Origin of the sequence: Bradyrhizobium sp. AUGA SZCCT0176 (assembly GCF_018130145.1) — a bacterium.
Taxonomy (GTDB): Bacteria; Pseudomonadota; Alphaproteobacteria; order Rhizobiales; family Xanthobacteraceae; genus Bradyrhizobium.
On record NZ_JAFCMB010000004.1, the window covers coordinates 170,633 to 185,397 of the forward strand.

Below are 14,765 nucleotides of genomic sequence, written 5' to 3' on the forward strand. Positions count from 1 at the left end.
TATAATCCTCGCGACATCTACGAAATCCGCCGGTCGAACGGGCCGTCTGCGGCAGCCGGATCATCGATCCGGCGCGCCTGAACCGTCGTCCCGACCTCGCCCGGCACGCGTTGGAAAGGAAGCCGTATCGTGCAAAATCTTCGCGTGGCCGTCGACGTCGGCGGCACCTTTACCGACATATGCATCATGGACGAGGCCACCGGCCTCATCCGCATCGAGAAAACATCCACGACCCGGGATCCCATCGAGGGGATCATGGGCGGCGTCTCCAAGGCCGGCATCGATCTGTCCAGGGTGGCGCTGTTCTCGCACGGCACCACGGTTGCGACCAACGCACTGATCACGCGCCGCCTTCCGCGCACCGCCGTGGTGACGACCGAAGGCTTCCGCGACGTCATCGAGATCCGGCGCGCCAACAAGGAAGACCTCTGGGACACCTACAAGGACGTCGTCAAACCCTATGTGCCGCGACGCGACCGGCTGACCGTATCCGAACGCGTCGATGCGGCCGGCAAGGTGATCCAGCCGCTCGACACTGACGCCGCGCGCAAGGTCGCGCGCATTCTGAAGCGCCGGGGCGTGGCCGCGATCGCGGTCTGTTTCATGAACGCCTACCTCAATGGCGAGAATGAGCGCGCGATGCGCGATATCCTGCTGGCGGAGATGCCGGACATTCCGGTGTCGATCTCCTCGCAGGTGCTCCCCGAAATCTTCGAGCACGAGCGATTCTCGACCACGGTCGTCAACGCCGTCGTCAGTCCGGTCGTCGTCAGCTACACGAGCCGCCTCGGCGAGCGCCTTGCCGACGAAGGCTACACCCGCGATCTCCTCCTGCTGCACACCGGCGGCGGCGTCATGACGCCGGCGAGCGTCAAGGATTTCGCCGCGCGCCTCGCAGGTTCCGGCATTGCCGCCGGCGCGATTGCCAGCCGCTACATCGCGGGTCTCTGCGGCTTTCCCAATTCGATTGGCCTCGACATGGGCGGTACCTCGACCGACGTTTCGCTGGCCTATGAGGGTCAGTCACGCATCACCAAGGACTGGTACATCGAATACGGCTACCCGATCCGCTTTGCCTCCATCGAGGTGCTCACCATCGGCGCGGGCGGAGGATCGCTCGCCTGGACCGATCCGGCCGGTTCCTTGCGCAACGGCCCGCAATCGGCCGGCGCCTATCCAGGCCCGGCCTGTTACGGCAATGGCAATGCGCAGCCGACCAATACCGACGCCAACGTCACGATGGGTCGGCTCGGCACCAGCCTGGCCGGCGGCAAAGTGATGCTCGATCCCGAGCTTGCCCGCAAGGCCGTCGAGGATGGCGTCGCAAAGCCGTTCGGTTTCGGCCTGCACGAGGCGGCCGACGCGATCCTCAAAGTTGCCAACGCCAACATGTCGGACGCGGTACGGCTGATCTCGATCAGCCGCGGCTACGATCCGCGCGACTTCGCCCTCGTCGCTTTTGGCGGCGCCGGCGCCCTGCACGGCGTCGATGTCGCCCGCGAACTCGCGATCCCCGTCGTGATCGTGCCGCCCAATCCCGGCGTGACCTCGGCGCTCGGATGCCTCCTGGTCGACATGCAGCACGACTTCTCGCAAAGCTGCATGGTCGGCGCCGACGAGGCCGATTCCGCCGACATCGAGGCGCAGTTCGCCGCGCTGGAGAAAGAAGCGCTGGCGCGGCTGACCCACGAAGGCGTCGCCCAGCAGGACATCGTGCTGCAGAGGTCGATCGATATGATGTATCGCGGCCAGTGGCGGTCGCTCGCCGTCAGCGCGCCGCGTCCGATTGGCGCGATAGCCGACCTCGTCAAGAGCTTCCACGCCGAGCACCAGCGCGAATACAATTTCCGCCGCGACGATTCTCCCGTCAGCTTCTTCCGTCTCAACCTGAAGGCCGTCGGTATCGTACCCAAGGCCGAGTTCGCCGTGCACAAACCTACCGGAGCGACCCCGGAGCCGGTCGATCGGCGCCGGGTGTGGTTCGACGGCAACGGGCTCGACACGCCGGTGTTCCAGCGCGACGACCTGCCCTGCGGCTTCAGCTTCCAGGGTCCCGCAATCATCGAACAAGTCGACGCGACCACCGTGGTGCCGCCCGGCGCCAGCGCGGAAGTCGACAAATACCTCAACATCATCATCCGCGTGAAGGAGTGAGCCGATGGCCGGCAATCTTGCGCTCGACCCTGTAACCTTCGAAGTCCTGAAGAACTCCTTCATCACCAGCGTCGACCAGATGGGCGAGCAGGTGCTGCGGACCTGCTATTCCTTCGTCATCTACAACCGCGATTTCTCGAGCGCCCTGCACGATGCCAAGGGCGAATGTGCAGCCCAGGGCAATCAGGACATCGCCGTCCATGTCGGAACGCTGCACTTCACCTGCCAGGACGTCATGCGCCACTTCGAAGGCGACATGCATGAGGGTGACGTCTTTGCGATCAATGACCCCTATGCCGGCGGCACGCACTTCTCCGACGTACGCCTGATCCGGCCGATCTTTGCCGACGGCAAGATCATCGCCTTCAGCCAGTCGAACGGACACTGGTCTGATGTCGGCGGCAGCGTGCCCGGATCGTTCGACGTCGCCGCCCGCGAGATGTTCCGCGAGGGGCTGCGCATCACCCCGGTACGCCTGTTTGACAAGGCCGGCCTGCGCAGGGACGTCGCGCATTTGATCGCCTCGAACACGCGCGACCCGGCTTCGATCATTGGCGACATCCAGGCGCAGGCCCAGGCAACACAAGTCTGCGAGCGCGAAATCCTTCGCCTCGTCAACAAATACGGCCGCGACACCGTCGAGACCGGACTTGCCGCCGTCCAGGACTATGTCGAGCGCTCGGCGCGCCAGCGCATCGCCGCCCTCCCGGACGGTGAATGGGAGACGGTCGACTTCATCGATCGCGACCCTGCCGGTGGCGAAGGGATGATCCCGATCCGAATCAAGATGACGATCAAGGGCGACCGTGCAATCTATGATTTCACCGGCAGCCATCCGACCATTGGCTCGATCTACAATTCGGCCTTCGGCGCCACCTTCTCGGCCGTTGCGGCGGGCATGAAGACCTTCTTTCCCGACTTGCCGCTCAACTCCGGCTTCTACCGCTGCTTCGACATCATCGCGCCCGAGGGCTCGATCGTCGACGCCAAATGGCCAATCGCAGTCACCGGCTTCCTGATGCCGTTCGAGAAGATCATGAATTCGATCTACGAGATGTGGTCGAAGCTGATGCCGGAGCGCGCGCTCGCCTGCGCCTTCAATCTCGAATATTTGCTCACCGGCGGTCTCGACGCCCGCAGCTCCGACAAGCCGATCTTCATGTTCTACGACTGGCTGCCGGGCGGCTGGGGCGGACGCAACGGCAAGGACGGCAGCAACGTCACGACCGCCTGCTTCGGCACCGGCCTGATGTCGCAGCCTGTCGAGGGCCAGGAGCGCGCCAATCCGATCCTGACCACCAAGTGCGAAATCCTTACGGACTCGCCCGGCCCCGGCAAATGGCGCGGCGGTGCAGGGGTGGTGAAGACCTCACGGATGTTGCAGGCGGAGAAGACGGTGATCTCCTATATCTGCGACCGCGAACGCGCCGTGGTCTGGGGCATTGAAGGCGGCCTGCCTTCGATGCCGCATGGCCTGACCCTGCATCGCGCCGGCGCCGCCGCCGAGGAACGGCTGGGTTCGATCTTCTCCGATGTCCCGATCGGCGAAGGCGACGTGTTCTCGCGCCCCACCGCCGGTGGCGGCGGGTTCGGCGATCCGCTTCTGCGCGATCCGCGTCTTGTGATCGAGGACATCAAGGACGACTACGTCTCGGTCGAGCGCGCCGCCAAGGACTATGGCGTGGTGGTACAGACCATCGACGCCGAGCTCTGCGAATATGAGATCGACAGGGCCGCTACCGATGCACTCCGCGCCAAGATCAGGGCCGAGCGCGTCGCCAAGGCGCGGCTCGACCCGGAAGTGGTGGCGCAACGTTTTCGCAGCGGCGCGATCGATACGCTCGACGTGATCCGCCAACACGCCGTGATCCTCGACTGGGGCACCGGCGCTCTCCTTCCTGAATCCACGCGCCAGTTCCGCGAGGTATTCGAGCGACGCTCGGTCGCAAATTGGGCCGCGGACTAATCCCCGCCGGCAACCGCGTCGCCCACGGGCGGCGCGGCGCGCGCATGCAAATGGGGAGCCGAACTCGTCGGCCCTCGCCCTTTCATTCGAACCATGAGGATAGAGCTATGACCAGTACGACGTACCTTCCCGTCAACCGGCTTCGGCCGATCCGCTCCACGCTCTGCATCGCCGCGGGCCTCGCACTTGCGGCGATCTCGCCCGCCGCGGCCGAGACGCCCTGGTTTCCGATGAAGGTCTACGACGCCTCGTCCGGCACACCGAAGCCGGCGGAGTACACACCACTGCCGAAGGCCGAGAAGCCCTACAAGCTCTGCGTGCTGTTTCCGCATATGAAGGACAGCTTTTGGGTGGCGGTCGCCTACGGCATCGTCAAGCAGGCCGAGACAATGAACGTCAACATGACCCTCTACGAGGCCGGTGGCTATGAGAACCTGCCGAAGCAGCTCTCGCAATTCGACGATTGCATGGCGAGCGGCGCCGACGCGATCATTGTCGGCGCGATCTCCGGTGCGGGTCTCAGCAAGAAATTCGAGGAAGCCAAGGCCAAGGGCGTGCCGGTCGTCGGTGTCGCCAACCCGCTGCCGCCCAACGCCCTGCCCGCCGCGATCTATGTCGACTTCGTCGCCATGGGCGGGGTGACCGGCGAAGGCCTGCTGGCGCAGGCCAAGCCCGACGCCAAGCTCAACATCGTGACATTCCCGGGCCCCGCCGGCTCGGGCTGGGCGGAATCCTTCAACGAAGGTTTCAAGAAGGCGGTGGCGAAGAATCCGAACGCCAAGGTCCTTGCCGAGAAGTTCGGCGACTCCGGCGTTGCGGTCCAACTCCAGTTGATTCAGGACGCGCTGCAGGCCTACCCGGGCATGAACGTGATCTGGGGCACCGCACCCACCGCTGAAGCGGCGATCGGCGCGGTCGCGGAAGCCGGCCGCAGCGACATGAAGATCATGTCCTCCTACGAGAACCAGGCCATGCTCGATGCACTGAACCGCGGCGACGTCCTCGCCTTTGCGACCCAGTACCCGGTCGGCGAAGGCGCCGTCTCGGTCGATCAGGCCGTGCGTTTGATCGAGAAGAAACCCGTGATGAGTCTGGCTCAGCCGTTGGCCTCGGCCGTCGACAAGACCACCGTGCCGAAGCTGCAGATGGGCCTCGTGCTGGCGCCCGGAAGCTGGAAGCCGGTCTACTCGGTCAAGGCCAAGTAAAGCCTCAAGTAAGCTCCGGCAACACACCGGCGGGAGACAAGCGCTCCCGCCTGCTTACCGGCCGCCTGCGGAGACGGGGATGGATGTCGACATCGACTTGAAGCAGACCGGGCCCCTGCTCGCATTGCGGGGGATCTCAAAACGATTCACCGGCGTCCGCGCCCTCGACCGGGTCGATCTCGATGTCCGTGCCGGCGAACTGCATGTGCTGTTCGGCGAGAACGGCGCCGGCAAATCGACCCTGATCAATGTGGTGTCAGGGACGTTTCCGCCCGACGAAGGCACATTCCATTTCGGCGGCGAGGAAATCCGCCACCTCACGCCGCAGCGGGCGCGCGCGATCGGCATCAGCCCGGTGTTCCAGGAATTCTCGCTGGTTCCAAGCCTCACGGTGGAAGAGAACCTGTTCCTCGGCCGCGAAGTCTCGAGCAGCGGCGTGTTGCGGGCGCGCGAGATGCGCAAGCGGGCCCGGGCGCTGATCGACGAACTTGGCTTCGACCTTGATCCATCGCAGCGCGTCGACGATCTCTCGCGCGCGCACCAGCAGATGACGGAGATCGCCAAGGCGCTGCTCGGCCGGGTGCGTCTGCTCATCCTCGACGAGCCGACCGCCTCGCTGACGGAGCGCGAGACCGGACGGCTGTTCGAGCTGATTGCCCGGCTGAAGAGCCAGAATGTCGGGCTGATCTATGTTTCACACCGCATGCGCGAGATCCGTGCGCTTGCCGACCGCGTCACCGTGCTGCGCGACGGCCGCCATATCCGCACCCTCAATGCCGCCACGTCGACCGACGGCGAACTGGTCGAACTGATGACCGGCCGCAAGATCGACCTGCTGTTTCCGACGATCGCGCACAAGCCGGACAAGGTCATGGTCGACGTCGAAAACCTCACCTTGACCGACGGCAGTGTTCGCGACGTGAACTTCTACGCCCAGGCGGGCGAGATCACCGGCATTGCAGGCCTCGTCGGCTGCGGCAAATCGGAGCTGATCCGCGCCATCTACGGGCTGGAGCCGATGGCTTCGGGCGTAGTCCGGATCGATGGCTTGCGCTACGAATTCCCCACGCCGCGGCGCAGCCTGAAGCATGGCATCGCCTATTTCCCCGCCAACCGGATCGCCGAAGGGCTCGCGCTGTCGCGCCCGATCCGCGAGAACGCCTCGATGACCGGACTAGACCTGCCCGCGTTCGCCCGCTTCGGCGTGCTGCGACAGGCTGCGGAGCGCATCACAATCGCCGGCATCATGGAGCAGTTGCAGCTCAGGCCGCCCAACATCGAGCGGGCCGCAGGCGCGCTGTCCGGCGGCAACCGCCAGAAGGTGATGCTCGGGCGCGCGCTGACGCGCGAGCTGACCGTCTTCCTGTTCGACGAGCCGAGCGTCGGTATCGACGTCGGTGCCAAGCTCGAGGTCTACGAATTCATGAAGCGCCTCGTCGAGGCCGGCGCTGCGGTCATCGTGGTGTCGTCCGAATTGCCGGAGGTGCTGGCGCTGTCGAACCGGCTCTACGTCATGCACCATGGCCGGATCGCTGCCGAGCTGAAGGGCGCCGAGAAGACCGAGCAAAACGTGCTTGCGAGCTTCTTCCGCGATCACCTTGCGGCGGAGGTGGCATGAGCACGGCCCTCACCGCCACCCAACCTCGAACTTCCACCGGCTCTGGCCGATCGATCGCCGGATGGATCGGATTGCTGCCGGCGCTGCTGGTCGCGCTTGTCGCCGGCATGTCCGCGATCGATCCCCAGTTCTACGGCATCATCAACATCCTCAACATCCTGCGCAACGCGTCGTTTCTCGCGATCGTCGCTTGCGGCCAGGCGCTGGTGATCATCGCGGGCGGTTTTGACCTCTCGGTCGGCGCCGTCGTCGCGCTCGCCAGCGTGGTGACCGCAAAGACCATGGCGGCCGCGGCAGTCGCGTTTCCCGGCAACAACGCCCTCATCATCGCAAGCGGCGTCGCTGCCGGGCTCGGCTGCGGACTGCTGGTCGGGCTCGTCAACGGCTTCTGCGTGGCGAAGCTCAAGGTCTCGGGCTTCGTGGTGACGCTCGGCACGATGTCGGCGACCGCCGGCGTCGGCCTCATGATCACCAGCGGCATCCCGGTCTACGGCATGCCCGAGGCTTTCGTAAAAGGTTTTGGGCGTGCCCAGGTGCTCGGCCTGCCGACCGCTGTCTACCTCGCACTCGCCGTCATCCTCGTGACGATGTTCGCGCAGCGGCGAACCTTGTTCGGCCGCTACGTCTATGCGATCGGCGGCAACGTCGATGCGGCCGTGGTGTCCGGTGTGTCGATCCAGCGCCATATCGTCGGCACCTACGTCCTCTCCAGCGTGCTCGCCGCCCTCGCCGGCATATTGCTGACCGCACAGGTCGGCTCCGGCCAGGCCAGCTTTGGCGGCGACCGCATGATGCTGCAGTCGATCGCCGCCGCCGTGATCGGCGGCGTCAGCCTGCGCGGCGGTGTCGGCCGGGTCGAGATCGTCGCCATCAGCGCGCTGTTTCTGACCATCCTCGGCAACGCACTCAACCTCCTGCACATCGACTCCCGCCTGCAGCCGGTATTCCTCGGCGTCATCATGGTAGCGGCGGTGGCGCTGGACGAACTCAGCCGACGGAGGAAGTCCCGTGTCTGACCTCGAATTGTCGGTCGCCGCCAAGGACACCGGTCAAACGAGACGGCTTCCGGCCGAATGGCTCTGGAGCGCGATGCTGCCGATCGCGCTGGTCGTGCTGCTGCTCGGCTTTGCCGCCGTCGACAGCCGCGTGCTCTCCCCGGCCAATCTGCTCAACATCGCCCAGCAGACCAGCTATCTCGCACTCTTCGCGATGGCGCAGACCGTGGTCATCCTGACACGTGGCTTCGATCTTGCCCTTGGTCCGACAGTATCGATGGTCAGCGTCGGCACCGCGCTGGCGATGGCCGGCGCCACCGCATCGGGCCACGACACGACCACCGTCCTGCTCGCCGGACTTGGCGCCGGCTTCGGCCTTGGCATCGCGTGCGGCCTGTTCAATGGCGTGGTGATCGCGCTGCTCGGCGTGAACCCCTTTGTCGCAACCCTCGGCAGCTACAATATCGCGATCGGCGTCGCGACGACGCTGTCGGCCGGACGGCCGGTGCAGGGCGTACCTGGCACGTTCTCGCAGATCTTCTACGGCGGCAACATATTCGGTGTCCCCGCCGCCATCGCAATCACCGTCGCGATCGGCATCGTGCTGCAACTGATGCTGGCGCGTACCGTCTTCGGTCGCTCGCTCTACATCATCGGCACCAACCCGCGCGCCGCAGCGGTGGCGGGCTTGCCGGTGAAGCGCATCCTGGTTCTCACCTATGTGCTGTGCTCGGCCCTCGCCGCCCTCGGCGCCATCATGATGACGGCGCGCACCGGCTCGGGCGAACCTAATCTCGGCGGCTCGCTGTCGCTGCAGGCGATTGCAGGCGCCGTGGTCGGCGGAACGAGCCTCGCCGGCGGACGCGGCGGGGTCGGCACCGCGGTGCTCGGCGCCTTGTTCGTCACAATCCTCTCCAACGGCATGAATCTCACCCGCATCGACGGGTACGTCCAGATGGTCGTGCTGGGCGCCATCGTCATCATCGGCGTGCTGCTCGATCGCCTGCGACTGGAGCGGCGCCAATGACGACTAATCCCCTCCTGCAAAGCGGTCCGGCGGGATCGTTCTACGTCGCGCCCTCGCTGCCGGCAGCACTCGATGCGCTGAGCGACTACGGCACCGCTGGCGCTCCCTTTGCCGGTGGCACCTGGATCATGCGGTCTCCGATCCGGCACGAGCAGCTCAAGGCGCACTATGTCGCGATCGGGAAAATCCCCGAACTGAGCGCGGTCAAGATCGGCACCGACACGATCGAGATTGGCGCCGCGGTGACACACGCGGCGTTGGCGCTGGCTTTGGCCCGTCTCCCCGAGTTCGGCGTGCTCACAGCGGCGGCCGGCCGCGCCGCCAATCCGGCGATCCGCGCGATGGCGACGATCGGGGGCAACCTCTCGGCAACGGCGTTCGCCGCGGCGGATTGTGTGCCGGCGCTGCTATGCCTCAACGCCGAAGTCGAAATTGCCAGCCGAAACGATCGTGAGCGGATCAATCTGGAACAGTTCCTCAGGATGCGATCGACACTCGCACCCGGCCGGCTGCTCACGCGGATCGTCGTGCCGCGGAACGCGCGCAAGACCGCGCATGCGCGCCTGCCACTGCGCCAGTCGGGCGACTACCCGGTCGCCATCGTCAGCCTCGCGGTGGCGACCGATCCGGCGAACCGTGTGCAGGCCGTTCGGATCGCCGTCGGTTCGGTCGAACCGGCTGCGCGCCGCTGGGTCCGCCTCGAAGCGGCGCTGCTCGGCCACGTGCTGAATCCGGTACAGGCTACCAAGGTCGCGGCCGAACTGGCCGATGAATTCACCGGCCGCGACAGCGTCGAGGTGCCGGCCTGGTACCGCGTGAGCGTGTTGCCAAGCCTTGTGCGTCGCGCTGCCGTCGCCGCGCTTGGCAGCTGAGCGCCGATGATGATGGAGGTGAACATGGCCCTGAGCCTGAACGTCAACGGCGATCGTCGCGGCTTCACCGCTGATCCCGTCACGCCGCTGGTCGACGTCCTGCGCGAGGAGTTTCACCTGACCGGCGCCAAGCCGGTCTGCCGCGAGGGCTTTTGCGGCGCCTGTATGGTGCTGGTCGACGACAGGCCCACTTTGTCGTGTCTGATGCCCGCGGCGCTCGCGCAGGGTTGCGAGGTCCGCACCGTCGAAGGCCTCGCGGCAAATGGCACATTGAACCCGATTCAGCAGGCGCTCGAGGCTTGCGACGCCGTGCAATGCGGCATGTGTTTTCCCGGCATGGTGGTGACCCTGACGCATCTGATGAAGGCGACGCCCGGCGCAACGCGCGACGACGTCCGCTCCGCGCTGACCGGCAACATCTGCCGGTGCACCGGATATGAGAGCATCGTCGAAGCGGCCGTGCGGGCGCTCACCGCGACATGATGGGAGGCCCAGCGATGGCCGACGTTTCCGCAACCATGGATTTCCGACGCCGCGATGCCGGCGACAAACTGCGCGGCCACACGCGCTACACCGTCGATCGCTATCTACCGGGCATGTTGCACGCCGCGGTGCTACGCGCCAACGTCCCCTCGGGACGCATCGTCCGCCTCGACACCGCCAAAGCCGCGCGCATGCCCGGCGTGCGCGCGGTGGTGACAGCCGCCGACGCACCCGGCACGATCGGAATCGGCATCGCCGATCACCCGCTGTTTGCCCGCGACGTGATCCGCTACGATGGCGAGCCCTTGGCAGCGGTTGCCGCCGACACGCTTGCGCAAGCCCAGGCTGCCCTCGCCGCGATCGAAGTTGAGACCGCGCCCGAGCCGGCCGTGCTCACCATGGCCGAGGCGCTTGCGCCTGAAGCGCCCCTCGTTCATCCCGACTGGCGCGCGTACGAAGTCCTGTTCGAAGGCGGGGCACGCGAAGGTAACGTCGCCTGGGAAGCGACCGTGGTCCGCGGCGATGTTGATGGCGCCTTCGCACGGACTGACGTGGAGATCATCGAGAGCGCCTTCCGCGTCGGCCGCCAAAACCATATCGCCTTCGAGCCGCGCGCGGTGGTCGCAAGCTACGAAGACGGCCGTTTCCACATCGAGACCTCGACCCAGGTTCCCTGGGGCATCCGCAACGCAACCGCACGGCTCCTCGGTGTCGCCGCATCGCAGGTGCGCGTGACGGTGCCACCGGTCGGCGGCGGCTTTGGCCTCAAATTCGATCTTGCGGTCGAACCCTTCGCCGCCCTGCTTGCCCGCGCCAGCGGCCGGCCGGTCCGGCTGGTCAACTCGCGGGAAGAGGAGATGCTGACCTGCCTGTTCCGCGAGAATGCCGAGATCCGCATTCGCTCGGCGGTGACACGCGAAGGCGAGATCGTCGGGCGCGAAGCCGTCGTCCTGATGGACTGCGGGGCGTATGGCGGAGAACAGATCTTCCTGACCACCATGACCGCGCACACGCTCGGCGGCAACTACCGGCTCGGCGCGGTGAGGCTGGTCTCGCGTGCGGTCTACACCAACACCGCTCCGAACGGAGCGTTCCGCTGCTGCAACGGCGTCTACAACACCTTCGCGTTGGAGCGGCACACCGACGAGATCGCCGCCCGGATCGGCATGGATCCCCTCGCCTTCCGCCGCCGCAACGTGCTCGGCGATGGCGATCTCGGCGCCACCGGCCAGGTGTTCGAGGGCGACGTGCTCGGCCCGATGCTCGCGCGGATGGACACGCTACGCGACGCGGCCGCCCCGCCCCGCAAGCTTGCCGACGGTCGGCTGTTTGGCCGCGCCACCACGGTCGGAACCTGGTTCGTCTTTGTCGGTCCTTCGGCGGCAACCGTGAACATGAATGCCGATGGCACGGCCACGCTCGTGACGTCAGGCGTCGAGATCGGCTCCGGCTCGATGATGCAGAGCCTTCCGCAGATCGTCGCCAGTACGCTCGGCATTGACCCTGGAAACGTGATCGTGCGCGCCGCCGACACCGATGCGGCTGGCTACGATGTCGGCGTCGGCGGCGGCCGCACCACGGTCGCGCTCGGCGCAGCCAGTCTTTCGGCCGCGCAGGAAGTACGCACAAAGCTGCTCAAGGTCGCCTCTGACATGATCGAGGCGGCACCGGAAGACCTCGTGATGCGGCAGGGACGAATCGAGATCGCCGGCGCGCCCGGTTCGGGCCGCACGGTCGCCGAGGTCGCGACCCGCGCCCAGGCCCAGATCGGACCTGTCTCCGGCACCGGCGCCTTCACGGGGGCCGGCGTGCCGGCGATGCCGGGATGCGTCGCCGGCCACTTCATCGACGCGATCGACATCCCCGTATTCGCTGTCCATGATTGCGAGGTCGCCGTCGACGGAGAGACCGGGCATGTCGAAGTGCTCAGCTATCGCGTCGTCCAGGATGTCGGCCGCGCACTGAACCCGCGCGCGATCCAGGGCCAGATCCAGGGCGGCGTCGTGCAGGGACTGGGCTATGCCTTGCACGAAGAGGTCACGATCGGCACCAACGGCCGCGTCAACCAGAACGGATTCGAAACCTACCGCGTGCCGCTGGCGCTCGATGTCGTGCCGGTCGAAATCAGCCTCTACGAGGGTGCGCCGTCAATCGGACCGCTCGGTACCAAGGGTGCCGGCGAAGTGCCCATCCTCAATGTCGGCGCGGCCATCGCATGCGCGGTTGCTAACGCAACGGGTAAACGCGTCCAGGAGCTGCCACTCACGCCACCGCGCGTGCTCGAACTGCTCCTCGACCAGAAGCCAGACCTCTCGCTGTCCCACATTGCCGAAGACTGGGCGGACAATCTGGTGCGCCCGCACGGTACTACCGGATAGAGAAGACGTCCTCAAAACTTCAGTTCGGGCGCGGGCTGCGTTCAGTCCGGTCGGGTCATGAAGCCATCGAAGAACGTCGTGAGCGGCCCATACCCCTCGAGCGGCAGAACGTGCGCCACGTACTGGTCTGGCCGTACGATCACCATGCATCCCTGTTCGCGATCGATGCCACGCATCGTGAAGATGTCGTTGCCGCCTGTCAGGTCGGCGCAGAACATTTTTTCGTAATCGCGAAGTCCATAACGTCCCTTCTCCGGCAGCAGGAAGGACGGCATCGCCTCGATAGCGAGCGCGTGATGATGTTGCTGGAAAACCGCGCGAACATCGATCACCGAGTCGATGTCCTCGTTATCAGGGGTGTATTTCCGCACAGGAGAGGCCTGCGCCTCGGCGAGGAAGTCGCACAGGGCCCGGATGCCGGAGCTGGACGCGGCGGGATTCTCCGCGCCGGCAAAGGCAAAAATGCGCCAGCGGCCGTCCGCCTTGACCGCGTGGCCGAGGTGAACCGGCTTGGCGTCGGCCAGACGGACGACCGGCGCGGAATGAAAGCGCATGCCGATCGTCAGCCCCTCGGCCAGATGCTGATGGGTTGGCTCGCCGGTCAGGAGCGAGGGTCGGTAACGGGCCGCGGTTCCCGCGGTGTAGCGCCCGTGCCTCACGAAATAGCGCTGCGTCTCGGCCGGATCGAACCCCTTACTCGATGCGAGCAAGGCGGCCCATTCGCGGTCGAAGTCGATCAGTTCCTTGGCAATAGCCTGGCGTTCGGCCGAATAGCTGTGCAGGAGGCTGGGCGCGCATCGCTTCCGCAAGACAGCCGCCAGCTTCCATCCGAGATTGAAACCGTCCTGCATGGATACGTTCATGCCCTGGCCCGCTTTCGGGCTATGGGTGTGGCAGGCGTCGCCGGCGATGAATACACGCGGCAGACGTTTCGCGACGTCCGCTTCCGGCACGTCATCGAACTTGTCGCACAGGCGCTGGCCGATCTCATAGACCGACCACCACGGAACCTCTTTCACGTCGAGCGAATAGGGCTTGAAAATGCGCCGCGCCGCCGCGATCAGGTCGTCGGCCGTGATGTTACGATTGGAAATCCTCTCGCCGGCATCGAGCTTGTCGAGTTCGATATACAGCCTGAAAAGATAGCCGCCTTCCCGCGGAATGATGATGATGCTGCCGTGGTTGGCGGACTGTATCAATGACTTGAAGCGGACGTCCGGAAAGTCGGTGACGGCCAGCACGTCCATGACGCCCCAGGCATGGTTGGCGGAGTCGCCGCGCAGCGTGCGCCCGATGCTCGCGCGCACCGTGCTGCGCGCCCCGTCGCAGCCCACCACATAGCGCGCCTTGATCGTCTCGATCTGTCCTTCGTGCGCGGAATCGAGCCGTTCGAATCTCGCGGTCACCTGATGGGGACCGGCATCGTCGCCGGAGGTGGCCGCAGGGTCGATCTGAAGATCGAGCAGGCGCCGCGCATAATACGGCTCGAGCCGCGACGGCGATTTGCGCATGACGTCGAGGTAGAAATCATGCACCCGCGCCTGGTTCAGGACGACATGCGGAAACTCCGACAGCCCGTCTTCGGTGTCCTGCACCCGTCCGCTGCGGACGATGTTGTCGGGCTGCGCAGGGTCGGGCTTCCAGAAGCTCGTCTCGTTGATCCAGCAGGCTTCCTTCAGCACACGCTCGCTGAAGCCGTAGGCTTCGAACATCTCCATCGTGCGGCAGGCAACGCCATCAGCCTGGCCGCGGAGCAAAGGGCCCGGCTTCTGTTCAACGATGCAGGTCTTGATATCGGGAAAGACGGACAGTTGAGCCGCCAGCGTCAGCCCGGCCGGACCGCAGCCGACGATGAGGATGTCGACCTCCGCCGGAATGGCGCCAGCAGATCCTGGCGCAACAACCCGTTGTGCAGGGTCTTGAATCTCGGGGTCGCCGGGTTCGAATCCGTTCAGATGAAATTGCACGAAACCCTCCCCGCGCCTGACGCGAGTTCCGGGCCGTCAGCTTGCTCAGCTGCGGACCCAAAAAGCTGTTGCCGAATTTAATCAGTATGCTTATTATCAG

10 protein-coding genes are annotated in these 14,765 nt (G+C 65.7%); 9 read left to right on the plus strand and 1 reads right to left on the minus strand.

The genetic code is table 11. The features are described from left to right. Window positions 1–129: 129 nt before the first annotated feature. From JQ600_RS12040 to JQ600_RS12080, 9 genes are all read left to right on the plus strand, one after another. On the plus strand, window positions 130–2,154 hold the full coding sequence (locus JQ600_RS12040; RefSeq protein ID WP_212388961.1) for a hydantoinase/oxoprolinase family protein: 2,025 nt from the start codon (window positions 130–132) through the stop codon (window positions 2,152–2,154). 4 nt (window positions 2,155–2,158) lie between these two features. Then, window positions 2,159–4,120 (plus strand): hydantoinase B/oxoprolinase family protein, encoded by a 1,962-nt coding sequence (locus JQ600_RS12045; protein ID WP_212263750.1) that lies wholly within the window; start codon window positions 2,159–2,161, stop codon window positions 4,118–4,120. A 107-nt stretch (window positions 4,121–4,227) separates the two neighbouring features. Further along, the gene (torT, locus tag JQ600_RS12050) at window positions 4,228–5,325 is read left to right on the plus strand and encodes a TMAO reductase system periplasmic protein TorT (RefSeq protein WP_212263749.1); all 1,098 of its coding nucleotides are present in this window, start codon (window positions 4,228–4,230) and stop codon (window positions 5,323–5,325) included. Window positions 5,326–5,404: 79 nt separating this feature from the next. Then, window positions 5,405–6,943: a sugar ABC transporter ATP-binding protein gene (locus JQ600_RS12055; RefSeq protein ID WP_212388962.1), complete on the plus strand. Its 1,539-nt coding sequence runs from the start codon at window positions 5,405–5,407 to the stop codon at window positions 6,941–6,943. Beyond that, window positions 6,940–7,959, plus strand: a complete 1,020-nt coding sequence (locus tag JQ600_RS12060) for an ABC transporter permease (protein ID WP_212388963.1) — start codon at window positions 6,940–6,942, stop codon at window positions 7,957–7,959. Before JQ600_RS12055 ends, JQ600_RS12060 begins: the two co-directional genes overlap by 4 nt. After that, window positions 7,952–8,965: an ABC transporter permease gene (locus tag JQ600_RS12065; protein ID WP_212388964.1), complete on the plus strand. Its 1,014-nt coding sequence runs from the start codon at window positions 7,952–7,954 to the stop codon at window positions 8,963–8,965. Before JQ600_RS12060 ends, JQ600_RS12065 begins: the two co-directional genes overlap by 8 nt. Continuing rightward, complete coding sequence (locus JQ600_RS12070) at window positions 8,962–9,837, plus strand: xanthine dehydrogenase family protein subunit M (RefSeq protein WP_212388965.1); 876 nt, start codon at window positions 8,962–8,964, stop codon at window positions 9,835–9,837. The genes JQ600_RS12065 and JQ600_RS12070 overlap by 4 nt, the downstream gene beginning before the upstream one ends. Before the next feature lie 24 nt (window positions 9,838–9,861). After that, window positions 9,862–10,320 carry a (2Fe-2S)-binding protein gene (locus tag JQ600_RS12075; protein ID WP_212388966.1) on the plus strand — a complete coding sequence of 153 codons (459 nt, stop codon included), beginning with the start codon at window positions 9,862–9,864 and terminating at the stop codon, window positions 10,318–10,320. A 14-nt stretch (window positions 10,321–10,334) separates the two neighbouring features. Then, entirely contained in the window at window positions 10,335–12,698 is a 2,364-nt protein-coding gene (locus JQ600_RS12080; RefSeq protein ID WP_212388967.1) for a xanthine dehydrogenase family protein molybdopterin-binding subunit, read from the plus strand. A 41-nt stretch (window positions 12,699–12,739) separates the two neighbouring features. On the opposite strand, the gene JQ600_RS12085 is transcribed toward JQ600_RS12080, so the two are convergent. Beyond that, a complete protein-coding gene (locus tag JQ600_RS12085; RefSeq protein ID WP_212388968.1) occupies window positions 12,740–14,665 on the minus strand; it encodes an FAD-binding monooxygenase in 1,926 nt (641 codons plus the stop codon). Window positions 14,666–14,765: the final 100 nt, after the last annotated feature.

Coding starts and splice junctions, on each gene's coding strand:
- torT (WP_212263749.1), top strand. CDS start 4,228: ATGACCAGTACGACGTACCTTCCCGTCAACCGGCTTCGGCCGATCCGC.
- JQ600_RS12070 (WP_212388965.1), top strand. CDS start 8,962: ATGACGACTAATCCCCTCCTGCAAAGCGGTCCGGCGGGATCGTTCTAC.
- JQ600_RS12075 (WP_212388966.1), top strand. CDS start 9,862: ATGGCCCTGAGCCTGAACGTCAACGGCGATCGTCGCGGCTTCACCGCT.
- JQ600_RS12060 (WP_212388963.1), top strand. CDS start 6,940: ATGAGCACGGCCCTCACCGCCACCCAACCTCGAACTTCCACCGGCTCT.
- JQ600_RS12055 (WP_212388962.1), top strand. CDS start 5,405: ATGGATGTCGACATCGACTTGAAGCAGACCGGGCCCCTGCTCGCATTG.
- JQ600_RS12045 (WP_212263750.1), top strand. CDS start 2,159: ATGGCCGGCAATCTTGCGCTCGACCCTGTAACCTTCGAAGTCCTGAAG.
- JQ600_RS12080 (WP_212388967.1), top strand. CDS start 10,335: ATGGCCGACGTTTCCGCAACCATGGATTTCCGACGCCGCGATGCCGGC.